Below are 22,943 nucleotides of genomic sequence, written 5' to 3'. Positions count from 1 at the left end.
CTCCCAAGGATTGGTCGGTCCGTCGGTTCACTCGACGAGCGAGCGAGGGTGAGACTCATATTCACACCGTTGCGCTCCCGTGGCAGTTGCGCAAGGTGCGGCAATCGCCACACATGCGTGCCGGTCAGGTCGATTCTCGACTGAACCAACCGATCCCGCAGCTAATGGAGGTGGCCCGCTGTCCGGAGCGCACCCGTTGAGCCGCGATAACACCGCTCGACCTTGACACTTGGCCACGCGAAAGGAATCATCTGATTCCAATGGAATCGACCGATTCCAATGTGCGTGGACTCGTTCGGAGGAACGCAGATGGATCAGCCGACGCCGCGACCCGATCACATGCCGATCGTTGTGATAGGCGCCGGGTTCGCGGGTATCGGATTGGCGGTGAAGCTGCGCGAGGCCGGTTTCCGCGACTTCGTCATCCTCGAACGCGGCTCCGACCTCGGTGGCACCTGGAGCGCCAATACCTACCCCGGCTGTGCGTGCGACGTGCCTTCGATGCTGTATTCGTATTCCTTCGCCCCGAACCCGAATTGGTCCCGTCGCTACGGCACCCAGCCGGAGATCCTCGACTATTTGCGCGACGTGGCGAACAAATACGATGTGCCGCAACACATTCGCTACAACACAGAGGTACTCGACGCCGCGTGGGACGAAGCCGCCGGACGGTGGCGCATCCATACCGGGCAGGGGCCATTGACCGCGGATGTATTGGTTTCGGCGATCGGACCGTTCAGCGAGGCACAAATCCCCGGCCTGCCCGGTATCGCGAATTTCACCGGCACTCAGTTCCATTCCCTGCACTGGGATCACGGCCACGATCTAACCGGTGAGCGGGTCGCGGTGATCGGCACCGGCGCGTCCGCGGTGCAGTTCATTCCGGAGATCCAGCCCGTGGTGGAACGGCTCACGGTCTTCCAGCGTTCCGCGCCGTGGATCGTGCCTCGCATGGACTGGGCGACCAGCACCGTCGAGCGCACACTCCTGCGCCGGATGCCATTGCTGGGCAAGACGATCCGCGCTGCGTACTTCACCGGCATCGAAGGATTCGGGTTGGTCGGGTTCGTGAACAAGCGGTTCCGCCATCCGTTCGAGGCACTGGGCCGACTGCAGCTGCGCCGCCAGGTTCCCGATCCGCGACTGCGCCGAAAGCTGACGCCCGACTACATGATCGGTTGCAAACGCGCGATCTTCTCCGACGCCTACTATCCCGCGCTGTCCAAGCCCAATGTCGAGGTGGAGACCGCCGGGATCGCCGAAGTCCGGCCGCGATCGATCGTCACCGTGGACGGCACCGAACACGAGGTCGACACGATCATCTGGGGCACCGGATTCGGTGTGCCACCACGGATATTCGAGGCCATCCACGACACCGGGGGACGCACACTCGCGCAGCTGTATCGTGAACGCCCACAGAGCTATCTCGGCACCACAGTCACCGGATTTCCGAACTTCTTCACCACCCTCGGCCCGTTCGGCGCGGCCGGGAACCAGTCGGCGATCTTCATGATCGAGGCGCAGATCCGCTATATCGTGGACGCGGTAAAGCATATGCGCGACAACGGACTTCGTCGTATCGAGGTGCGACCGCAGGTGCAGCGGGACTTCGTCGAGGAGATGGAGCAGCGCAGCCGCGACACGGTATGGGTCACCGGTGGCTGCCGCAGCTACTATCAGACCGCCGACGGCCATCACAATGCCGGGCTGTATCCGAACTGGAGCTTCGAATACGCCAGGCGCACCATGCGATTCGATTCCGACGCCTACCTGATCGAGGCATCATGAACCTGTTGCGGCTGCTGCCGACCAACGACACCTTCGACGTGACCGACAAGGTGGTGGTGATCACCGGCGCCGGACGCGGCATCGGTGCGGAACTGGCGCAAATCCTGCACCGCCGCCGCGCGCGGGTCGTCATGCTCGACCTGGACGAGGCCAAAGTCCACACTGCCGCATCGCGATTGGGGTCACGCGCGGTCCCGCTGCGCGCCGATGTCGCCGACCGCGACAGCATGGTCGCCGCCATGGCGACGGTCCGTGACCGCTTCGGCCGTATCGATCTCGTGGTCGCCAATGCCGGTATCACCCCCACGCCCGCCACCCTGCGCACGATGGACCCCGCCGATTTCGACCGGGTCATCGGGGTCAATCTGACCGGTGTCTTCAACACCGTACGACCGGTCCTCGACGATATCGTCGCCACCCGCGGCCATGTCGTCGTGGTCTCCTCCTGCGCGGCGTTCGCGCCCGGCATGGGCGGCTCCCCGTACATGATCAGCAAAGCCGGGGTGGAACAGCTCGGCCGCGCGCTGCGGGTCGAACTCGCCGCATCCGGCGCCACCGCCGGAGTCGCCTATTTCGGCATTGTCGACACCGCCATGACCCACCACACGCTCGACGACGACGAATTCGGTCGCGCGGCTGATGCCATGCTGCCCTGGCCGCTCAACCAGCGCATCAGCGCCGCCCAGGCCGCCCTGGCCGTCGCCGACGGCATCGCCCGGCGCGCCCCGCGCACCATCGCACCCCGCGTCTGGGAGCCCTATTCCCTGCTGCGCGGTGCCATCAATGTGCTGATGGACCAATACCTCAGCACCGACGAACAGCTGCGGATCCTGCTCCGCAAGCTGGAACAACGCCCGCGCAGCGAGTCCAACGGCGCATGACATGATCCAACCGTGACTTCGTCAGCCACCTGGCGCGGCAGCACCATGGCCAGCCGCGCCGCCGAGCGCCGCGTACAACTCGTGCGCGCCGGCTTCGCGCTGCTCGGCGGCGAGGGCGCGGCGGCGACCACCATGCGAGCGGTGTGCCGTGAAGCAGGCCTGAGCCTGCGCTACTTCTACGAGAACTTCGCCGATCGCGAAGCCCTGCTCATCGAGATCTACGACCAGACCGCACACGGGCTCGTCGACGCCGTCACCACGCGGCTGGCCGACGCACCCGACGACGAAACCGCGCGTGCCCGCGTGGCTTTCGACGCGGCGGCGCAGTATTTCGCGGATGATCCGCGCCGCGGGCGGATCATGTTCCGCGAAACCCTCGCCGATGACACCCTGCGGGCCCACGGCGCGGATGTACTCCCCGCCTTCGTCACGCTCGTCGCCGCGCAACTGGCACCGACGCGGGCCGCGCGCTTCACTGCCGCACCGGGCCGGATTCCGCTGCCGGTCAGCGCGATATCCGGCGCACTCGTCGCACTGTTCCTCGATTGGCTCGACGGCGATGTCGAGGCAAATCGCGACGAGGTGGTCGACTACGCCACTCGCCTCACCATCACCATTCTCGAGCTCACCTGACTAGAGCAGTCCACGCAACCGCAGATCGCTGACGTACTTGTCGATGAGCGCGGGGGTCAGATGCGGAATATCTTGCTCGGCACCGACTTTCGCGGCCTTTACGGCAGCGGTGAAACCCATTGCCGGAAGCGCGGCGCCACGGATCGGCCGACCGGGTCGGCTGTAGGCGTGCAGCAGTGGTAGCAGCGAGGCCTGGCGCTGTTTCTCGGGGAGGCCGCGCAGTGCGGTTTCGAATCGGCTGAACCATTCCTGATAGTCATCGATGCGCCGGATGGGGTGGCCGGATTCGATGAGCCAGTCGACGAATTCGTCGAGGGAGATGCCGTCGTCGTGTGGATTGAGGACATCGAAGGTGTGGAAATCGGTGCGCGCCCGGGTGCCGATGGCGGTGATCGATTCGGCGGTGAAGTCGACGGGCAGGCCGTCGTAGTGTGCGCGTTGGCGCTTGCCGTCGGCATCGGTCTCGTAGAAGGAGTACGGGGCGATGCCGGTGGCCACCAGACTCAGCAGCAGGCGGGTGAACATGTCCGGAATATTGAGCTGGCCGCCGAATCGGCTGTGCGCCAGGATCATATCGGATCGGAAGACGGCGACCGGAAGTCCGCACAGATCGTGCGCTTCCCGCAGCAGAACCTCTCCCGCCCATTTGCTGTTGCCGTAGCCGTTGGCGTAGCTGTCGTCGATGGCACGCGTTGGGCTGATTTCGCGGATGTCGCCGTCCTCCTCGAAGGACGATGGCTCGATCTGGGCGGCGACGGCCACGGTGGACAGATACGTGACGGGCTTGATCCGCGTGGTGATGGCCAGGCGGATGAGTTCCGCGGTACCGACGACATTGGGGCCGAACAGCTGGTCGTAGGGCAGGACATGGTTGACCAGCGCGGCGGGATGCACGATCAGATCGACCGTGTCGGCCAGCCGATGCCAGGTCGTATCGTCCAGGCCGAGATTCGGCTCGCCGATATCACCGGGCAGCACTTCGAGGCGGCGGGCCGCCAGCTCGCGGTAGTGCCGCAGCAGGTCCGGATCACCGCTGTCGTAGGCCTCGTCGAGCCGTTTCCGCGCTGCCGCGGCGTCTTTGCCGCGGATGATGCAGATGAGTTTGCCGTCCGTGTTGTCGAGTCGCTCGAGCCATTCCAGGCACAGGAAGCGGCCGAGGTAGCCGTTGGCACCCGTCAGCAGCACCGTTTGGGCCTCGGTCGTGTGCGGGAGAGTCGGTGCGGTGGACAGTGTTTGCGCGTCGATGAACTTGTCCAGTGTCAGTTCATCGGCACGCGCGACGCCTCGGTGTGTATGGACCACGGCGAAGGTGGGCCGGATCGCGCCGGCCCCCTGCGCCGACTCGACATACTTCGCCAACTCGCGCAATCCGTTGGCCGGGCTGACGATAACGCCCACCGGCACCTCGACGGCGAAGATATCGCGCAGCAGATTCGAAAACGACAGCGCCGACAGGGAATCACCGCCCAGATCGGTGAAGTGCGCATCCGGGCGCAGATCGGTTGCCGCGCAACCGAGCAATGCACGCGCGGCCCGGCTCACGGTTTCCAGAACCGGCAGGTCCGCGGCTTCGCGGCGCAGTGCGAGCAGTTCGTTCGCCTGCCCTTCGGCCAGCTCGGCGTACAGCTGCTGCAGCCGCTCGCCGTAGCGTTCGATCAGCTTGGGACGCAACAACTTGCCGATGCCGGAGAGCAGACCGTTCTCGGTGGTGAAACGTTCGGTTTCGATGAGGAAATCGCGCGGGATCTCATACGATTCGAGGTCGGCCTCCTTGGCGATGCTCTGCAGCGAATCACTCAGTGCCGCTTTGGGATCAGCGCAGCGCAGCGTCTCCTCGGTCGGGACGATCACCGCGAGCAGGTAGGCGCGCTCACTGCTGCCGTATACGAAGATCTGCTCGAGCAACGGGCTGCTGGCATATACGGCTTCCAGGTGTGCGACCGCGACGAATTCGCCTTGGGAAAGCTTCAGCACATTATTGCGACGGTCGAGGTAGACGAGTTCATCGAGTCCGAGTTCGGCCACGATGTCACCGGTCCGGTAGAACCCGTCCGCGTCGAAGATCTCCGCGGTGACCTCGGGACGCTTGTAGTACCCGGGAATCATGGTGCTGGTCTTCAGCAGCAGCTCACCGCGCGGATGCGGCTGGTCGGTACCGAAATATCCCAGCTCCGGCACGTCCACCAGCTTGTAGTCGAGTACAGGTGGACGGTGGATCACATTGTCGACCATGATGGCGCCGCCCGCCTCGGTCGAACCGTAGCCATCGTGCAGGTCCATCTCGATGACCGATTCCATGAATGTCTTCATCTCGGCGGCCAGTGGCGCACTGCCGACGATGGGCGATAGGAATCGGCCGCCCAGGAAGTCCTCGCGCAGTTCGGTTTTCACCGCGCGGTCGAGTTCGGCGCGGTCGATGCCCGGTTCGGCGCGACGTTCCATTTCGCTCTGATAGCGCTGGAAGACCATATCGCACACGCGTGGCACGAAGAACATCTCCGTCGGCCGGACGAGGCCGATATCCTCGAAAAGCGTCGATATATCGCTCTTGGCCGTGAAATACGCGGTGCCGCCGCGGGCCAGTACGCCGTAGAGCGACATGCGTCCGGCCATATGGCTCATCGGCATGTAGTTCATGCCGATCCCCCCGACCTCCGGCTGGGCCAACCACATCGCGGTTACCAACCGGCTGGTGTACATCGCACCCTTGGGGGTTCCGGTGCTGCCGGAGGTGTAGATCAGCAGTTCCAAAGCGTCGTCGTCGGGTACGAACAGCGGCGCGGGCGGCAGGGTACGGCCGCGTTCGAGTACCGACTCCAGCGATTCCACCGCTATCGGAGTGTTCGCCAGGCGGTCGCGGGCGGATTCGAATGCGTCGTGCTGATCATCGTCCTCGGGGTGGTAATCGAAGACCACGAGGCGTTCCGGCGTCGGGCCCGCGAGGACGCATTCCACTGCGGTAGTGAGGGTTTCGGGGGTCGCGGCGAGGATGCGCGGTTCGGTCTCGGCAATGATCGCCGACAATTGCTTCGGTGCCGCACCTGCCTGCAGCGGGACGGCGACCGCGCCGAGATACAGACAGGCCAGATCGAGCGTGGTGTAGTCGCCGCTGGTGAAGCCGAGTGTCGCGATGAAGTCGCCTGCTTTGATGGGGTTGTCGGGATTGTGATGCCAGGCAGCGGCGATCGCACCGACGCGCGCCCACAACTCGCCGTAAGTGATGGTGGCGAATTCGGGCAGCGGTCGCAGCGTGCGCCGCCCGGACTCGTCCGCGGTGGGTTCGAGGACCCGGTGCCCGAGCGCGGGGCGATCGGCATAGGCCGCCACGACCGTCGCCACGATCTGTGATGGCCGCATTCCAGGTTCTCGGATCGCGGCGAAAGTCTCCGGTTTCGGTCGCGCGTTGCGAATGTCCGGATAGGTGGCGTACAGGTCGGCGATGCGATTCATGACCTGTTCCATCCGCGTATCAATAATCATGGCCAGCCTCCTTCGGTCGCATGCCGACCGTCGGTTGTTCTGTTCAGATTGAAGACGCCTGTATCCAGTAACACGTTAGCCTGGCTAAATATTCCAGGGCGGTCCATATTCGGCAACGGGCCTGGCCATATCATTGCGCCGCGCGGCGCTTTGCGATGCTGAAACTATGACGATCCCGCTTCCCGATCTTGTCGAGACGCTGCTCGGTGGTCCACTCTCCATTGTTACCGCCGGTGATCCCGTCCTGCGCGCGCCGGCCGCGCGCTACGACGGCCAGCTGACGCAGGCGCAGTTGGACCGCTTGGTGTGGGCGATGCGGGAGACGATGCATGCCGCACCCGGTGTCGGACTGGCCGCACCTCAGGTCGGGATACCGCTGCGGCTGGCAGTGCTGGAGGATCCGGCCGATGTGACCGATGAGGTGCGCGCGGTCCGCGGACGGGTCCCGCTACCGTTCCGAGTTCTGGTCAATCCGACCTACGAACCCATCGGCGACGTACGCGCCGCATTCTTCGAGGGGTGCCTGAGCGTTCCGGGCTGGCAGGCCGTCGTCGCGCGCCACGCCCACGTGCGCCTGCGCGGACAGGACGAGCGCGGCCGCGAACTGGACGAGGAGGTCTCCGGCTGGCCCGCCCGTATCGTCCAACACGAAACCGACCACCTCGACGGCACCCTCTACATCGATCGCGCCATCACCCGCTCCCTGACCTCTACCCAGACCCTCACCGACCGCTGGTCCCAGCCGACCCCCGCCGCCGCAGCCGAGGCCCTGGGCTTCGAATTACCCTGACGGACCCCTATCCAGGTGTTGCCAGTACCAGTGTTATCGGACTCCTGTTACTGGTGTCGGATCGGTTGCAAGCTCATGACATGACTCAGACCTTGCAGCCTGGTAACGCTGCGGCCACGTCGGCCGTTGCGGGATCGGCAGTTCAACCCGCCGCGTTCGGTGCGCGGTGGACCATCGCGGTGCTCGCGGTGTTGCTCACCGGGCAGTTCATGGCGGTACTCGATGCCTCGATCGTGAATGTCGCCATTCCTTCTATTCGTACTTCGTTGCATACCAGTGGATCCGCGCTGCAGTTGATCGTCGCGGGGTATGTGATCGCCTATGCCGTGCTGCTCGTGACCGGTGCGCGATTGGGTGATCGGTTCACTCAGCGCAACACCTTCATCACCGGGCTCGCGGTGTTCACCGTTGCCTCGCTGGCCTGCGGGTTGGCATGGAATGAGTTCTCGCTCATCGTCTTCCGGTTCCTGCAGGGCGCGGGGGCCGCGGCGATGATTCCGCAGATCATGACCATGATCCAGCGGAATTTCACCGGCGATGCCAGGGCCAAGGCGCTCAGTGCGTATTCGGCGATCATTTCCGGCGGTATGGTCGTCGGTCAGGTGGCGGGCGGATTGATCGTCAATGCCGACCTTTTCGGGAGTAGCTGGCGCGGTGTATTCCTGGTGAATGTCCCGATCGGTGCGGTGCTTCTGCTGATTGCGCCGCGGGTATTGCCCACGGCCACTGCGCGATTCGATCGGAAACTCGATCTCGCGGGTCTGACCATGCTCACCGTCTCGGTGCTGCTGCTCGTGTTGCCTCTGGTGCTGGGGCATGAGCAGGACTGGCCGCTGTGGACATGGATCATGTTGGGCACCAGCGTGATCGGTGTCGGATTGTTCGTGGCGATCGAGCGGGCGGTCGCGGCACGCGACGGTGAACCGCTGTTCGCGCAGCGGGTGCTGAAGTCGCCGGGGCTGGCGCTCACCGCGGGCACGCTGTTCACGATCATGGCGACCTTCGGGGGCTGGATGTTCGTCATGGCGATACACCTGCAGAGCACTCTCGGCTACACCGCGCTGCACGCGGGCCTGCTGTTCATCCCGATGGGCGTGACTTTCGCGCTGGCCAGTTTGAACTGGGAGCGCATCCCACATCGCCTGCACGCCACCATGATTCCGTTCGGCCTGGTGGTCGGCGCGGCCACCATGGTGGCGCTGGGCATGATGCTGCGCAACGGCGCCGACTTCGGGCCGTTGCCGCTGGTCGTCTTCGGGATCCAGGGCATCGGTTTCGGCCTCGCCTTCAGCCCGCTGATGACCCGCACCCTGGCCAGGATCCCGATGGCCCTTGCGGCCGATGCCAGCGGCATTCTGGTGACCAGTGTGCAGCTCGGCGTCGTGGTCGGGATCGCGTGCTTCGGAACGGTATTCCTGGGCCTCGTGGGCAGTACGGCCCTGTCGGCGGCACATGCGTTGGGCGGCACCGCGATTGCGGAGGGTGTCACGGTTCTGGTTGCGGCGGCACTGTCTGCCCGCGCCGCACGGTAAGGACAACCGATCCCGGATTCGCTCGGAGGCGAATCCGGGGATCACCGCTATCTCGCGATCGTCGGCGGTGTGGGTTCGGATCATCGAGACGCAAATCATGGCGGCGGCGGTCAAGTTTGACGATCGTCATACCAATGAGCGGAAATGTCTTCGCGGTGGGCATCGAATTGGATGGCGAGGGATATCACCCGGCCGCGTGGCGGCGGGCCGCACATGCGCCCGACCAGTTGCTCACCGGCAATACGCTGCGCAAACGGGTGAGCGCGGCCGAGAATGCCGGTTTCACCCTCGCTACCTTCGACGATTCGATCCTGCCGCCCACCGGGCATCCGGCGGGGCGGATCGACGGGGTGACGCGGGCTTCGTTCGTCGCGGCGACAACCAGCACCATCGGGCTGGTGGCCACGGTCGCGACCACCTACGCGGAGCCGTTCCATACGTCGTCACAACTGGCCACGCTCGATTACGCCTCGCGTGGGCGCGGCGGGTGGATCGCCACGACCGATCCCGCGGCCGCTACCACCTGGGGACGACCGCCGCGCACTACCGAAGCGGAACTCGCACGCGAACAACGGGATTCGATCGAGGTCGCGCGTCGGCTGTGGGATTCGTGGGAAGACGACGCCGTGGTACGCGACTATGCGGCGAGCCGATTCCTGGATCGAGACAAACTGCACTACATCGACTTCAGCGGTGAAACGTTCTCGGTGAAGGGGCCGGCGATCGTGCCTCGGCCGCCGCAGGGGCAGGTGGTCGTCTTCGCACATGACCCCGGTGATGCCGACGTCATCCTCGTTACCCGACCCGACCTCGCTCAGACCCTCGCCGCGGCCGACCACGCGCGGGCCACCGGTGCACTGGTGTTCGCGGAACTCGATGTCGCCCTGGATATTCCGGATGCGACCGCCGCCGAACGCCTTGCCGACCTGGACCAGTACACGGCCGCGAATCGCACCGAGCGCCTGGCCTTCGCGGGCTCCCCCGCCGAACTCGTCCGCCTCATCACCGAACTCGTACGCCACGTCGACGGCGTGCGCCTGCATCCGGCCGTCATCGACGAAGACCTCCCGGCGCTGGCGCGCTACGTCCTGCCCGCCCTCTTCCGCGCCGGTGTCGCCCACCGTCCGGTGCCGGGTTCGACCCTGCGCGCCAATCTCGGCCTGGAGCGGCCGATCAACCGTTACGCGAAGGATCAGCACAAATGAGTACAGCATCGCGCAGCGATTCAGTGAGGGGTGGCGGTCGGGCGACGGGTGGGCCAGACGTTCCGTTTCCCGACGCACAGGTCCATTTCGGCGTTTTCTTCCAGGGCGTCAACCACAGCACCATCTGGTCGGATTCGAGCAGCGGCTCGCAGATCGACTTCGAAACCTTCCGGCACATCGTCTCCACGGCCGAGCGCGGACTCTTCGACGCATTCTTCCTCGGTGAGGGCCTGCGCCTACGCGAGCAGAACGGCAAGCTTCTCGATACCGATATCGCCGGGCGTCCCGACGCCATTGCCCAGTTGGCGGCGCTGGCCGGGATCACCAGCCGGATCGGTCTGGTCGCCACCCAGAACACCACCTACAACGAACCCGCCGATCTCGCCCGCCGACTCGCGGGCCTGGATCTGTTGTCCGGCGGCCGAGCGGGCTGGAACGCGGTCACCACCGACAATGCCTGGACCGGCGCGAATTTCCGGCGCGGTGGCTTCCTCGACCACGCGCAGCGCTACGAGCGCGCGGGTGAATTCATCCGGACGGCCCGCGAGATCTGGGATGCCTGGGCCGACAATGCGATCGCGACCTCGCGCGACGATACCGATTGGGCCGCATCGGATTCGGTACGGACGGTGACCCGCGACAACGAGCACTTCCAAGTCTCGATCACGCCGACCCTGCCGCGCAGCGCCCAGGGCCATCCGGTGATCTTCCAGGCCGGTGATTCACCGGCGGGCCGCGATTTCGCAGCGGCCCATACCGAGGTCATCTTCTCCAGGCACGGAACACATTTCGACGCCGCGCTCGCATTCGCGAACGATATTCGGGCACGCCTGGAACGCGCGGGCCGACCGGCCGATGACATCAAGATCCTGCCCGGCACCCAGATCGTATTGGCGGAGCGGGAATCCGAGGTCGAGGAGAAGGCGCGCTGGGTGCTGGAGGGCCAATTCACCGGACAGACCGCGCTTTCCCTGGTCGGGCAGGTGTGGGGTCGTGATCTGTCGGATCTCGATCCGGACGGTCCGCTGCCCGCGGACGACCCACAGCCCCGGGTGATTTCGGGCGAGCGCGGCGCACAGCGCGACGGTCAGGATCCGGTGGCGATCGCTCGGCAGTGGCGGGCGCTGGCCGAGGCCAAGAATCTGTCGCTGCGCCAGGTCGCCATCGAGACGTCGCAGCGGTCCGGATTCGCCGGGACACCGAGCCAGGTCGCCGACGAGCTCACCCGCTGGGTCCGCCACGGCGCGACCCACGGGTTCAATATCTCGCCATATCTCGTGCCGACCGGACTCGACGAGATCGTCGACTGGCTGATTCCCGAATTGCAGGAACGCGGGTCGTACCGCACCGCGTACACGGGCAACACCCTGCGCGAACATCTCGGCCTGCGACCGCCGCTGACCCGACGCAGATAACCAGGTCCGATCCGCGAAACATGGCCGGTTTGTCAGGAAACCGAACCCGGGGCCGCGTCTTACTCGTATGTTTGCCATACGCAGTGCAGATCGGAGTGGGACAGTGCAAGCAGGGGTTACCGCGGATTATGTGATCGTCGGCTCCGGATCGGCCGGCGCGGTCCTGGCCAACCGGCTCAGCGACAATCCGGATGTGTCGGTGGTGGTGCTCGAGGCCGGACCGCCGGACAAGAACAAGTTCGCCCATATTCCGGCGGCATTCGCGAAGCTGTTCCGCTCCGAGGTGGATTGGGACTACCTCACCGAACCGCAGCCCGAGCTGAAGAATCGGCAGATCTACTGGCCGAGAGGCAAAATGTTCGGCGGATCATCGTCGATGAACGCGATGATGTGGGTGCGCGGATTCCGTGCCGACTACGACGAGTGGGCATTGCTGGCCGGGGACGAGTGGGGATTCCCGGCGGCGGTCGAGCAGTTCCGCAAGATCGAGACCGTCGAGGACGCCCAGTATCCGGATGAGGGCGCGACCGGGCCGCTGCATATTTCGCGCCAGCGCAGTCCGCGCACTTTGACCGCGGCGTATTTGGCCGCGGTCGAAGAATCCGGATTCTCGGTGGAGCCACCGAACCGGCCACAGCCGGAGGGGTTCAGCGAGACCATGGTCTCCCAGCGCGGCGGCAGGCGGTGGAGTACCGCCGATGGGTATCTGAAGCCTGCGATGCGCCGTGCGAATCTCACCGTGTATGCCGAGGCGCTCGCGACGCGGATCATCTTCGAGACCTCACCGACCGGAAGGCCGCGCGCGACCGGTGTGGAGTACCGCAAGGACGGCGTCACACAGACGGTGTCCGCCAGGCGCGAGGTGGTGCTCTGCGGTGGTGCGATCAATAGCCCGCAGCTGCTCATGCTCTCGGGTATCGGCGATGAGGACGAGCTAGCGCGCCATCACATTCCGCTTGTGCACCATGCGCCCGAGGTGGGCGCCAATCTGCAGGACCACCTGGTTGCGGCGCTCGGCTACGGTGTCGAATCCGATTCCTTGTTCACGGCGGAGAAGCCACGTCAGCTGCTCGATTATCTGATCCGGCACCGCGGCATGCTCACCTCCAATGTCGGTGAGGCCTACGGGTTCATCCGCAGCCGGTCCGATCTCGAATTGCCCGATCTGGAGCTGATTTTCGCGCCAGCGCCGTTCTTCTACGAAGGTCTCGTGGATCCGACCGAGCACGGGGTCGTGCTGGCGACGGTGCTGTTGCGGCCGCACAGTCGCGGCCGGATCTCGCTGAGTTCCGGTGATCCCACCGCCAAACCGGTCATCGACCCGCGCTATCTCTCCGATAGTGGTGGCGCGGACCGGGCCGCGATCATGTCTGGTTTGCGTGTGTGCGCCGAACTGGCCGCGGCTCCGGCCCTGAAGGCGGTACTCGGGCCGCTGATCTATCCGCCGCAGGCTCCGGCCGAGCTCGAAGCCGCGATGGAATTGACACTGAACGGCTACTCGCACACCCTGTATCACCCGGTCGGCACCTGCCGGATGGGTACCGATGCGGGCAGTGTGGTGACGCCGCGACTGGAAGTGCGCGGGGTGCAAGGACTCCGCGTCGCGGACGCGTCGGTGATGCCGTTGCTGATTCGCGGGCATACGCATGCGCCGAGTGTGTTCATCGGTGAGCAGGCGGCGCAGTTCATCCGCGGTTAGCGTGCTGCGGTAGGCGAAGGCTCGATTGGGCCGCGATCTGGCATGCTGCCGGTCGGGTCGGCAGGAACTCCGCGGCCGCGGAATGTGCCTGGCGGGCAAGGGAATCAGCGGCCCCGGGATCCGTACCGCAAAATCGTGCTCGAAATGGCATGCAGTGCAATATCGCATTGCATGCATGTGCGCATAACGTGCTGTGCCGCACCGGATGTCGCAGCGTCGGCCTGGTCGACTCGTCGTGGCGGACTCGCGCACCGATGCCCGTTGCACACGTTGTGTCACCTGCACACCTGGCGTGCACTGGGTGCGCCGCCAAAACAACAGGTGTGCCGGCGTCACAAGAGGGTGTGCACTTGTGACCCGATGAGTGTGCCCGGGTCGAGGAGGGCTCGGCCGCCGTCCAAAGCGACGGCGCCCTGCGAGGCACCGCGCTTGGCGGAACAACACGCTCGATCGTAGGCACAGGGCGCATTGCCGAGTCAGGCGTAGGCGAACAGGGCGAGGGAGGCTGCGGACAGGATCAGGTATGGCAGCGGGTACGCGATGTCGGTGTACCGCTTGGCTCGGATGATGGTGATTTCTGCACCGAGGAAGTACAGGACCAGGCAGAGGGCGGCGGTGCGGCCTAGTGGCGGGATGGCCAGGCCGATCAAGAGGCCGAGGCCGCCGAGGGCTTTCAGGACGGCCAGTGGGTTGAGGGTCCATTGTGGGAGGCCGTAGCCGCGCATGGTCTCGCGCACCTGCCCCGCCTTGACGATATCGAAGGCGGTGGCGCCGAATGTGGCTGCGGCGGCGAGGATGGTGACGACGGCATATGCGACAAACATAGGGACTACCCTCCGGGTATCTGGGTTCTGCGGGTCTGCGATCGTGGGTGGGGCACCCGATCGCCCTATTCACGTGACGGATGCCGACCGCGAAAGGTGACCGATGCACGCACAGGAATTGTTGGCGCGACGATTCGAGACGCACCGCGATCACCTGCACGCGGTCGCCTACCGGATGCTCGGGTCGGCCACTGAAGCCGATGACGCCGTGCAGGAGGCCTGGCTGCGGCTGGACCGCGCCGACACGAGCGATGTCGAGAATCTGGCGGGGTGGTTGACCACGGTGGTCTCCCGGATCTGTCTCGATATGCTGCGCTCGCGGACCGCCCGGCGCGAGGATCCGATCGATCGGATCGCCGAACTCGGCGACGCCGCCGATGACTGCGATCCGGAAAGTGAAGCGGTGCTGATCGATTCGGTCGGGCGCGCGCTATTGGTGGTGCTGGATACGCTCGGTCCCGATGAGCGGGTGGCGTTCGTGCTGCACGATATGTTCGCCATTCCCTTCGATCAGATCGCGCCGATCGTCGGGCGCACCAGCGCCGCCACCAAGAAGCTCGCCAGCCGGGCCCGCGCGCGGGCGCACGGCGACGCGACCGCTTCCACCGCCGAACTCGCGCAGCAGCGCCATGTCGTGGATGCCTTCCTCGCCGCCGCCCGCAGCGGTGATCTCGACGCACTGCTCGCGGTTCTCGCGCCCGATGTGGTGCGTACGGCCGATCCGGCCGCGCTGCCCTCGGGTATGGCGCCGGTCGCGCGGGGTGCGCAGGCGGTGGCCCGCGAGACCGTCATCCTGCGCCGCCGCTCCCGGGTCGCTGCGCTCGCGCTGGTCGACGGCGCGGTCGGCATCATTGTCGCGCCGCGCGGCAAACTGCTACTCGCGCTTGCGGTTACCGTCGCGGACCACCGAATCGCGGGCTACGAGGTGATCGCCGATCCGGCCCGCCTGCGGCAACTCGACCTGGCCGTACTCCCCGAATTTCCCTGAACGAGAGGAATTCAGGTCACCACGCATGAGATAACTCCGCCTGGGCAGTTCATGCGGTGGTCGCGGCGAGCCGGTGCGAGCGGGCCACGTGATCCGCCGACGACCGCGTCTTCCGGTGCAGGCATCAATCGTGGCCCGAAGGCATCGGCAGCCGAAGGCTCCCCCGTCAGTCGCAAACAGCCCCGAAGGACGCTGAGCCCACCAGTTTCGAATATTTGGCGAGCACGCCACGGGTGTAGCGCTGCGGCAAAGGTTTCCAGCCTTCGCGGCGGCGGTCGAGTTCTTCGGGGGCGACCAGAAGGTCGAGGGTGCCCGCGGCGACGTCGAGGCGGATCTGGTCGCCGTCGTGGACGAAGGCGATCGGCCCAGCGTCGACCGCCTCGGGAGCGACATGGCCGACGCAGAGACCGGTGGTGCCGCCGGAGAAGCGTCCGTCGGTGAGCAGCAGCACGTCCTTGCCGAGGCCCGCACCCTTGATGGCCGCGGTGATCGCGAGCATCTCGCGCATACCGGGACCGCCCTTGGGCCCCTCGTAGCGGATGACCACCACATCGCCCGCAGTGATCGTGCCGTCCTCGAGCGCGTCCATCGCCGACCGCTCGCGGTCGAAAACCCGTGCCGTACCGGTGAATACGTCGGAATCGAAACCTGCCGACTTGACCACCGCGCCGCCGGGCGCGAGCGATCCGGCGAGGATCGTGATGCCACCGGTCGGGTGGATCGGAGATGTCATGGCCCGCACCACTTTTCCGTCGGGATCCGGCGGGGCGATGGTGGCGAGGTTCTCCGCGACCGTGCGACCGGTGACGGTCAGGCAGTCGCCGTGTAGCAGTCCGGCATCGAGCAGTGCCTTCATCATCACCGGCACGCCGCCGATCCGGTCGACATCCGTCATCACATGCCGCCCGAAGGGCTTCACATCGGCGAGGTGCGGCACCCGGCGGCCGATGCGCGCGAAATCCTCGAGTGCCAGATCAACTTTCGCGTCGTGAGCGATCGCGAGCAGATGCAGTACGGCATTGGTGGAGCCGCCGAACGCCATCACCACCGCAATCGCGTTCTCGAATGCCTCCTTGGTGAGGATGTCGGCCGTCGTGATTCCCCGCCGCAGCAATTCCACCACCGCCTCACCGCTGCGCCGCGCGTAGCCGTCGCGGCGCCGATCGGTCGCGGGCGGTGCCGCACTGCCGGGCAGCGACATACCCAATGCCTCGGCCGCGCTCGCCATGGTGTTGGCCGTGTACATGCCACCGCAGGCGCCCTCACCAGGACAGATGGCTCGTTCGATGGCGTCCACATCCGCACGACTCATCAAACCGCGCGAGCAGGCGCCGACCGCCTCGAACGCGTCGATGATCGTCACTTCGCGCTCACTGCCATCGCTGAGTTTCGCGATACCGGGCAGGATCGAGCCCGCGTACAGGAACACACTCGCCAGGTTCAGCCGCGCCGCCGCCATCAGCATGCCGGGCAAGGATTTATCGCATCCGGCCAGCAGCACCGAACCGTCGAGCCGCTCGGCCTGCATCACGGTTTCCACGCTGTCTGCGATCACCTCCCGCGATACCAGGGAGAAATGCATGCCCTCATGTCCCATGGAGATGCCGTCGGAGACCGAAATGGTCCCGAATTCCATCGGATACCCACCGCCCGCGAACACCCCCTCCTTGCACGCCTTGGCAAGCCGGTCCAACGACAGATTGCACGGCGTGATCTCGTTCCACGAGGAGGCCACCCCGATCTGCGACTTCCCCCAGTCGCCGTCGTCCATACCGACCGCCCGCAGCATGCCACGCGCGGCCGTCTTCTCCAGACCATCGGTGACATCGCGACTACGTGGCTTGATATCGGGACCGTTCTGATCATTGACCATGGCCATATCATTCCCGCCCGGCTCGCCGAGCGCCGCCGACCACGCCGATCACCGCGTCGATTATCGATGCGCACCGATTCGCCGGAGCAGATTCAACAGGGTGGCACGTTCGCCGGTCGACAATCCGGCGAAGGAGTCGGCCAGCACCTCGTTCGCGACCTGGTTTCCGGCGCGCAGTACCTGCTCACCGGCTGCGGTCAGCCGGTGTTCGATGGCTCGGCCGCGGCCGGGCGTGCGGTCGATCAGATTGCGCACGACCAGCCGGTTGGCCAGAGTGCCGAAGGCCTGCTCGCTCTGGAATGTCTCCTCGGCCAGTGCGCGTGCGGTGGCACCGGGATTGCGGTCGATAGCGCGCAGAGCGTCCCATTGCGCGAGGGTGCTGCCGATGGCCGCGAGTCGACTGTCCAGCGCGCGATGGTGGCGGTACTGCGCCTGTTTCACGGCACGTCCCAGGGCTTGCAGGTCATCGGGCATGGACATCATGCTAGCAGTATGACTAAGCTTGTTTATATCAACATGTTTAGTCAATGGATCGAGGAACTTCCCGATGACCGAAGACACCCGACCACAACCGCTCACGATCGCCGAATCAGGCAGCGGCCCGACAATTCTCGTCCTACACGGGGGCGCGGGACCAGCCTCGGTGGCTGGTATCGCCGAGCACCTGTCGCGCACATTTCATGTTCTTATGCCGACCCATTCGGGTTGGAACGGCACACCATTGCGTTTCGACAGCATCGGTGACCTCGCGAGCGCATACCTGGACCTGCTCCGCGAGCGCGAACTGCGTGACGTCTTTGTCATCGGCTCCTCCATCGGCGGCTGGATCGCCGCCGAAATGGCCGTCCGCGATCGCGAACACCGGATCGGCGGGCTGGTGCTGATCGACGCGACCGGCGTGTGGCTCGACGACGAACCGATCACCGACTTCTTCGCCCTCGACGCCCGGGGAGTGGCCGAGCACTCCTACCACCACCCGGCACGCTTCTACCAGGACCCCGCCGATCTACCTGCCGCGCATTCGGCCGTGCGCCAGGCAAATATGGTCGCACTACGGCACTACGCGGGCGACCCGTACATGCACAATCCGCAATTGCTGCCGCAACTGGCCGCGATCACCACACCGACACTGCTGCTCTGGGGCGAAAGCGACCGCATCGTCACCCCGACCTACGGCGCCGCCTATGCCGCCGCCTTCGGCAATGCCCGCTTCGAAATCATCCCCGCAGCAGGCCATTTGCCCCACCTGGAGCAACCGGAAACCACCTTCGCCCGAATCGCGGCATTCCTCCCAGCACCGCCCGACCGCCGACCAAGATCAGGTGGCACTGGTGGAGAGGGCTACTCGGGCGATGCCGCCATAGTTTCCACCTGATCTTGATTTAGCCTCGGACGCTTGCGAAGCCCATGGGTGGGGTGGGTGAGGGGCCTGTGCGGAGGACTGGGCGGAAGTCGGGGAGGGCGGGCAGGACATCGGCGTTGCGGGCGGCGTAGCAGCGCACGCGTGGGAGTGCGCGGGTGACTTCGGCTCGCTCCACTGGTTCGGCATCGATGAAACCGATGGTGTCCAGTTCCAAGCCGAGGGTGTGCGCGATCCGCAATAGCGAAGCCGATTTACGCCCCCAGCCGATCTCGATGGCAGAGAACATGTCGTAGAGCCCGTGCCGGTAGAGCTTCTTGAGGGTGAGGTCACGGTCGCTGCGGCTGGCTACGGCGTGCCAGATGCCGCGCTCGCTGAGCTTGACCAACGTGCGCAGGGCGGCGGGGCGTGGTGCGCCGCTGGTCGCGTCGCAGACGACACCATCCCAGAGGGTGTTGTCCAATTCCCAGACAAGACATCTCAGAGCCGGTGCCATCGCCTGCCCCTATCGGTTGGTCATCGCTGCCTTTCTGCCGTGTCGTCGGCAGATGGGCTACTGCGAAAACCATCCAGCGAACGGCACGTACCGGACAAGCCCCCGCTTTCTTGGGAGCCCGTGCGGCCGAGGTGATACTACCGGCACTGCCCGTGCATGCTCCTGTCAAAGGCCGTAGTAGCGGCGAACGAGCCGTTCGTAGGCCCGAGCGGGCGTGAAGCGCCGGGTCCAGAACGAGAGCCGAACGTCGCTGCCGCACAGGTAGGTTTGGCGCGGTTCGGACGCTTCCAAGATTGTCCGCACCTTCCTGGCTACCATCTGCGCGGACTGTCCGTGCTCCAGATATCCGGTGACGCGCCCTAGCACCGCAGTCCGATCCGGCGTGTATGCCTCGATCGGATCGGCAACGCGCGCAGCCGAATCGATGATCGGGGTGACCGTCCACCCCGGCGCGAGGACCGAGACGTGGATGCCCAAGCCCGCGGTCTCCATCCGCATCGCCTCACCGAGGCGTTCGATGGCCGCCTTGGTGGCCGAATACCAGCCGCCATAGGGTTCGGCGATCGCGCCGGCACCGGAGCTCACCACGATTACCCGGCCGTGCGCCTGCGCGCGCATGATCGGCAGCACTTCGCGCAGCACGCGGTGGGTGCCGATGACATTGGTATCGATGAGTGCGGCCGCCTCGTCCGGATCGGTCTCCTCCACCGAACCGACAATGCCGTAGGCGGCGAAGGTGACCACCGCATCGATGCGGCCGTGCCGTGCGTGCACGGATTTCACCCAACTCCGCACCGCGTCGGTATCGCGGACATCGACCGCACGCACGCCATCCCGCGCGATCTTGTCACTGCCCGCGACCGTATAGCCGACACGCGCAAGGTATTCGACGGTCGCCGCGCCCATACCGTTGGCGGCACCGGTCACCAGGACAACGGTCACAGCGCACACACCTGCAGCACGCGCGGCAGCACCTCTAACCGGGCTGATTCCACAATCGTGATCTCGCCATCCAATTCGAGCGGTGCGGGTGCGACGGGCCGCAGTTCCACCGCGGTGTCGCGACGGCAGGTGGCCAGCGCCGAACCCCTGAACTTGCCGCGGTAGAGACCTGCGATGAGCCCCAGAATCCGGGCCCGTCCGGCGGCTTCCCAAATATTCACGTCGAACATGCCGTCCGCGCGGGTGACCGGTGTGTCGTAGTACATGCCACCGGCGAAGTGCACGCTCTTGAGCACACCGACATTCGTGACCGGTGCGGTGTGCTCCCAGTCGGATCCGCGCAGTTGGATGGCGAGTGGCTGATGGGTGGCGATGTTGCTCAGCGCGGTGGCGATAATGGCCGCCTCGACATTTCGGGATTTGAGCCAGCCGATCGGCCCGCGCGCATTGTTGAACGAATGGTTGCCTGCCGCAACGAGTCCCATGCTCGCATTGAGCAGGAAGTATCGGACTGTTCGGGTGCCGTCCGGGAGCAGCATGGTGGCCTTGCCGACATCGACGAGCTCGGGTGTGCCGAGCCGGACCGGGATATCGGCGATACTGGTTCGCACCGGTTTGTGGAAGTCGTTGGAACTGCCGAGACCGATCGCGCCGAGTGCGACCGATTCCGCCCCGTGCCGCGGTCGGTCGGTCGCCGGGTCGATGATCGCGTTGAGGACCAGGTTGACCATGCCGTCGCCGCCCGCCGCCACGATCACCTCAGGTGGATCCGACTCGAGGCTCGCCTGGACCAGTTTCATGGCTTGTTCTGCGTCACTGGGCATTTCGACGGTGAGATCGGTATTCCGTTCGCGTAGCACGCCTTCTACCGGACGCCACCGCTGCAGCGCGGTCCCGGCATTGGACTGTGGATTCAGGACGACGAGCATGATTTCTCCTCGATACCCAGCCACTCGCGTAGCCGAGACCAATTCCCCGTACTTACGAGGCCCGAATATTCTTGTGGAACAGCCGATTTCGGCACATTGACCAGGAACACGGGGATCCCGAGAAGTGCCGCCGGTGCGTCGTTGGCGGCGTCGTTGCCGATCATCACGCACTCCCCCGGTTCCGCGCCGAGCCGGTCGAGCAGTTCTCGGTAGAACTCGTTGCGTGGTTTCGAGCGGCGCATGTTCTCGCCGCTGGTGCGGAAGGTGAACACGGACAGGTCGTAGCCGCCCCAGCCGAGCCGGGTGGTGACGGTGCTGTCCGGCCACAGCGGGTTGGTCGCGACGACCTGTACCGCGCCCGATTCCTGGAGCCGGGTCACCGTATCCAGTGCCATCGGCTCCGGTGGAAAGCAACCACGCAGGCGCGGAAACCCCGTCTCCGCCAGACTCTTCAGTTGACTCGCCACCGCGTCAGGTGCGACCCGCAACCGCTCGGCGAGCAGTCGGACCATCAGGTCGGTGTTGGTGTGCTCGCTGTCGTTGGCCCGGACCTGCTTCAGCACGCCGGGCAGGGCACGCAGAAAACGATGCGGTGGGGTCAACTCGCGAAATGCCTGCGCGGCCGCCAGCGGCATCAGGGCCTTGAACCGGCGCCGATGCAACCGCACCAAGGTGCCGTCAAGATCCCACAGCACTGTGCGATTCATTCCTGGCTGTCCAGTACCGCTTGGAGATCGGCGCGGGTCAGCCCCAGTTGGGCCGCGTATTCGTCGATGCCGGGGCGTTCGGTCGCCGTCGTACCGATTCCGGCCCGGCTCGCCAGCTCCGAACCGTACGCGGCACCGAGATCGAAGACGGTCTTGGCCAGAGCCGCCGGAAACAGCCAGCGGCCGAGGTCGCGCTGGAAAACGCGAGTCAGCCGGTAGGGGGCGGAGATTCGCGCGCCGAGATCGGCCAGCGGCGCTGGCTTGCGCAGCGAACTCATCTTGCGCGCTTCGTCACCGGGCACCAGCAGCAGATCCGACCACAGACGGCCGAAGCGGTCGCGCTTCTCGCTCGCGAGAGCGGTCATATTGAATTCGGTATAGGCCTTTTCGATGCGTGAGGTGTGGGTGGAGCGGCTGCGCAGCAGGACATGGATATCGACGGTTTTGCGCGCGGTGTCGTAGCGGGTGAAGCGGTTGACCTTCGGCGCGATCCAGCTGATCAATGCCGCGAACTCCGGCTCGGGCACGAGCCGATCGGCCAGCGAAAGGGCGTGGTACATCAGGCTTTCGCTGCCCGCCTTGGCGATTTCACCGGCCAGCAGGTCGTAGTCGAGGTCATCGGCGTAGCGGGCCAGGTTCCAGATGTCGGCGAGTTCGCGTACACCGGTCTTGTAGTAGGGCAGGTGGATGCCGAGGTGGTGCAGGTTGTCCTCGTGCGACATAGCCCAGGCGGGCACACCGTAGAAGTCGATGCGCCGCACGCGTTTCCAGATCGCGGTGTAGTCGACCGTGTACGGAGCCAGCGGGGTGATCAGGCCCCAGTGTGTGCCGACGACAAGGGATCCGTCGCGGGAGACGAACGACGGCAGGTGGTGTGAGCGTTCGGCGCGGACCTTCGGGGCCTTGCCCAGCAGTTCGGAAGTGGCGAAAAGCCCCATCTCCCGGTAGATCTCGATGACGGTATCCACCTGATCGAGTTCGACGAGGATGTCCAGGTCGTTCATGCGCTTGTAGCGCGGATCGTGGTAGATCTCCGCCGAGAACAGCATGCCCTTGAGTACGACGCAGCGCACGCCGCGTTCGTCGAAGCGGCGCAACAGTTCCCTGGCACCGGCCAGGCGCCGATCGTTCACGGCGGCAATGCGATCGGTCACGCCGGCGAAATGTGCTCGCACCAGTTCGGGAACGAGGTCGTAGAGTTCCTCGGATTCCAAGCGGCGCTGCACCAGTGGGATGGTCGCATTGAGCTCGGCGAGTTCGAAAACCTCTGCCCAGTCGGTGATCTCGTGAGCGAGCTTCGCCAACGCGGCTCGTTCGTCCTGACTCGGGTCGGCGAGTGCCGCGTGCACGAGCAGGCGTTCGGAAGCCGTGCCGCCCGCGGCGATTTCGGTTCCGGTCATA

General features: G+C 65.5%; 19 protein-coding genes. 10 read left to right on the top strand and 9 right to left on the bottom strand.

The window, feature by feature from the left end:
* The first annotated feature begins 309 nt into the window (after positions 1-309).
* From ON44_RS43370 to ON44_RS43360, 3 genes are read left to right on the top strand one after another with little or no spacing between them, the layout of a single operon-like run.
* Entirely contained in the window at positions 310-1,788 is a 1,479-nt protein-coding gene (locus ON44_RS43370; protein WP_040701040.1) for a flavin-containing monooxygenase, read from the top strand.
* Positions 1,785-2,669, top strand: a complete 885-nt coding sequence (locus tag ON44_RS43365) for an SDR family oxidoreductase (protein ID WP_040700989.1) — start codon at positions 1,785-1,787, stop codon at positions 2,667-2,669. Before ON44_RS43370 ends, ON44_RS43365 begins: the two co-directional genes overlap by 4 nt.
* Before the next feature lie 12 nt (positions 2,670-2,681).
* The gene (locus ON44_RS43360; RefSeq protein ID WP_040700988.1) at positions 2,682-3,302 is read left to right on the top strand and encodes a TetR/AcrR family transcriptional regulator; all 621 of its coding nucleotides are present in this window, start codon (positions 2,682-2,684) and stop codon (positions 3,300-3,302) included.
* On the opposite strand, the gene car is transcribed toward ON44_RS43360, so the two are convergent.
* Positions 3,303-6,782: a carboxylic acid reductase gene (gene car, locus ON44_RS43355; RefSeq protein WP_040700986.1), complete on the bottom strand. Its 3,480-nt coding sequence runs from the start codon at positions 6,780-6,782 to the stop codon at positions 3,303-3,305. It abuts the gene before it with no gap.
* Between the two features lie 166 nt (positions 6,783-6,948).
* Between car and ON44_RS43350 the strand changes: the two genes are divergently transcribed.
* From ON44_RS43350 to ON44_RS43330, 5 genes are all read left to right on the top strand, one after another.
* A complete protein-coding gene (locus ON44_RS43350; RefSeq protein WP_040700984.1) occupies positions 6,949-7,572 on the top strand; it encodes a peptide deformylase in 624 nt (207 codons plus the stop codon).
* Between the two features lie 80 nt (positions 7,573-7,652).
* Positions 7,653-9,104 carry an MFS transporter gene (locus ON44_RS43345; RefSeq protein ID WP_245567553.1) on the top strand — a complete coding sequence of 484 codons (1,452 nt, stop codon included), beginning with the start codon at positions 7,653-7,655 and terminating at the stop codon, positions 9,102-9,104.
* A 134-nt stretch (positions 9,105-9,238) separates the two neighbouring features.
* Entirely contained in the window at positions 9,239-10,309 is a 1,071-nt protein-coding gene (locus ON44_RS43340; protein WP_040700982.1) for an LLM class flavin-dependent oxidoreductase, read from the top strand.
* Positions 10,306-11,724: an NtaA/DmoA family FMN-dependent monooxygenase gene (locus ON44_RS43335; protein ID WP_083898533.1), complete on the top strand. Its 1,419-nt coding sequence runs from the start codon at positions 10,306-10,308 to the stop codon at positions 11,722-11,724. Before ON44_RS43340 ends, ON44_RS43335 begins: the two co-directional genes overlap by 4 nt.
* Positions 11,725-11,827: 103 nt before the next feature.
* Entirely contained in the window at positions 11,828-13,423 is a 1,596-nt protein-coding gene (locus ON44_RS43330; RefSeq protein WP_040700981.1) for a GMC family oxidoreductase, read from the top strand.
* Between the two features lie 476 nt (positions 13,424-13,899).
* Here ON44_RS43330 and ON44_RS43325 read toward each other — a convergent pair whose 3' ends face one another.
* Positions 13,900-14,247: a DoxX family protein gene (locus tag ON44_RS43325; RefSeq protein ID WP_040700980.1), complete on the bottom strand. Its 348-nt coding sequence runs from the start codon at positions 14,245-14,247 to the stop codon at positions 13,900-13,902.
* Positions 14,248-14,350: 103 nt separating this feature from the next.
* Between ON44_RS43325 and ON44_RS43320 the strand changes: the two genes are divergently transcribed.
* A complete protein-coding gene (locus ON44_RS43320; RefSeq protein ID WP_040700978.1) occupies positions 14,351-15,235 on the top strand; it encodes a sigma-70 family RNA polymerase sigma factor in 885 nt (294 codons plus the stop codon).
* 166 nt (positions 15,236-15,401) lie between these two features.
* On the opposite strand, the gene ilvD is transcribed toward ON44_RS43320, so the two are convergent.
* Both ilvD and ON44_RS43310 read right to left on the bottom strand, forming a co-directional pair.
* Complete coding sequence (gene ilvD / locus ON44_RS43315) at positions 15,402-17,108, bottom strand: dihydroxy-acid dehydratase (protein WP_040701036.1); 1,707 nt, start codon at positions 17,106-17,108, stop codon at positions 15,402-15,404.
* A 60-nt stretch (positions 17,109-17,168) separates the two neighbouring features.
* Positions 17,169-17,582, bottom strand: a complete 414-nt coding sequence (locus tag ON44_RS43310; RefSeq protein WP_040701035.1) for a MarR family winged helix-turn-helix transcriptional regulator — start codon at positions 17,580-17,582, stop codon at positions 17,169-17,171.
* A 73-nt stretch (positions 17,583-17,655) separates the two neighbouring features.
* Between ON44_RS43310 and ON44_RS43305 the strand changes: the two genes are divergently transcribed.
* On the top strand, positions 17,656-18,483 hold the full coding sequence (locus ON44_RS43305; protein WP_063721726.1) for an alpha/beta fold hydrolase: 828 nt from the start codon (positions 17,656-17,658) through the stop codon (positions 18,481-18,483).
* A 7-nt stretch (positions 18,484-18,490) separates the two neighbouring features.
* Here the strand turns inward: ON44_RS43305 and ON44_RS43300 are convergent, their stop codons facing one another.
* From ON44_RS43300 to ON44_RS43280, 5 genes are all read right to left on the bottom strand, one after another.
* Positions 18,491-18,964, bottom strand: coding sequence for an HAD-IIIC family phosphatase (locus ON44_RS43300; protein WP_040700976.1), 474 nt, complete (start codon positions 18,962-18,964; stop codon positions 18,491-18,493).
* A gap of 165 nt (positions 18,965-19,129) precedes the next feature.
* Positions 19,130-19,906 (bottom strand): SDR family NAD(P)-dependent oxidoreductase, encoded by a 777-nt coding sequence (locus ON44_RS43295; RefSeq protein WP_051183326.1) that lies wholly within the window; start codon positions 19,904-19,906, stop codon positions 19,130-19,132.
* Entirely contained in the window at positions 19,903-20,835 is a 933-nt protein-coding gene (locus tag ON44_RS43290; RefSeq protein WP_040700974.1) for a diacylglycerol/lipid kinase family protein, read from the bottom strand. Before ON44_RS43290 ends, ON44_RS43295 begins: the two co-directional genes overlap by 4 nt.
* Complete coding sequence (locus ON44_RS47575; protein ID WP_051183325.1) at positions 20,820-21,542, bottom strand: HAD family hydrolase; 723 nt, start codon at positions 21,540-21,542, stop codon at positions 20,820-20,822. Before ON44_RS47575 ends, ON44_RS43290 begins: the two co-directional genes overlap by 16 nt.
* A complete protein-coding gene (locus ON44_RS43280; RefSeq protein ID WP_040700972.1) occupies positions 21,539-22,942 on the bottom strand; it encodes a nucleotidyltransferase domain-containing protein in 1,404 nt (467 codons plus the stop codon). Before ON44_RS43280 ends, ON44_RS47575 begins: the two co-directional genes overlap by 4 nt.
* Between the last annotated feature and the right edge of the window lies 1 nt (position 22,943).

The organism is Nocardia vinacea NBRC 16497, assembly GCF_000308835.1.
Lineage (GTDB): Bacteria > Actinomycetota > Actinomycetes > Mycobacteriales > Mycobacteriaceae > Nocardia > Nocardia vinacea.
Note: the sequence above shows the minus strand (reverse complement) of the source record. Positions and strands in the feature narration are given on the sequence as shown.

What these genes read in the sequence shown, in the direction of transcription:
- car (WP_040700986.1), bottom strand. Translation starts at nt 6,782, where the DNA reads ATGATTATTGATACGCGGATGGAACAGGTCATGAATCGCATCGCCGAC.
- ON44_RS43365 (WP_040700989.1), top strand. Translation starts at nt 1,785, where the DNA reads ATGAACCTGTTGCGGCTGCTGCCGACCAACGACACCTTCGACGTGACC.
- ON44_RS43280 (WP_040700972.1), bottom strand. Translation starts at nt 22,942, where the DNA reads ATGACCGGAACCGAAATCGCCGCGGGCGGCACGGCTTCCGAACGCCTG.
- ON44_RS43300 (WP_040700976.1), bottom strand. Translation starts at nt 18,964, where the DNA reads ATGGCACCGGCTCTGAGATGTCTTGTCTGGGAATTGGACAACACCCTC.
- ON44_RS43290 (WP_040700974.1), bottom strand. Translation starts at nt 20,835, where the DNA reads ATGCTCGTCGTCCTGAATCCACAGTCCAATGCCGGGACCGCGCTGCAG.
- ON44_RS43350 (WP_040700984.1), top strand. Translation starts at nt 6,949, where the DNA reads ATGACGATCCCGCTTCCCGATCTTGTCGAGACGCTGCTCGGTGGTCCA.
- ON44_RS43310 (WP_040701035.1), bottom strand. Translation starts at nt 17,582, where the DNA reads ATGCCCGATGACCTGCAAGCCCTGGGACGTGCCGTGAAACAGGCGCAG.
- ON44_RS43325 (WP_040700980.1), bottom strand. Translation starts at nt 14,247, where the DNA reads ATGTTTGTCGCATATGCCGTCGTCACCATCCTCGCCGCCGCAGCCACA.
- ON44_RS43335 (WP_083898533.1), top strand. Translation starts at nt 10,306, where the DNA reads ATGAGTACAGCATCGCGCAGCGATTCAGTGAGGGGTGGCGGTCGGGCG.
- ON44_RS47575 (WP_051183325.1), bottom strand. Translation starts at nt 21,542, where the DNA reads ATGAATCGCACAGTGCTGTGGGATCTTGACGGCACCTTGGTGCGGTTG.
- ON44_RS43320 (WP_040700978.1), top strand. Translation starts at nt 14,351, where the DNA reads ATGCACGCACAGGAATTGTTGGCGCGACGATTCGAGACGCACCGCGAT.
- ON44_RS43370 (WP_040701040.1), top strand. Translation starts at nt 310, where the DNA reads ATGGATCAGCCGACGCCGCGACCCGATCACATGCCGATCGTTGTGATA.
- ON44_RS43305 (WP_063721726.1), top strand. Translation starts at nt 17,656, where the DNA reads ATGACCGAAGACACCCGACCACAACCGCTCACGATCGCCGAATCAGGC.
- ON44_RS43340 (WP_040700982.1), top strand. Translation starts at nt 9,239, where the DNA reads ATGAGCGGAAATGTCTTCGCGGTGGGCATCGAATTGGATGGCGAGGGA.
- ON44_RS43345 (WP_245567553.1), top strand. Translation starts at nt 7,653, where the DNA reads ATGACTCAGACCTTGCAGCCTGGTAACGCTGCGGCCACGTCGGCCGTT.
- ilvD (WP_040701036.1), bottom strand. Translation starts at nt 17,108, where the DNA reads ATGGTCAATGATCAGAACGGTCCCGATATCAAGCCACGTAGTCGCGAT.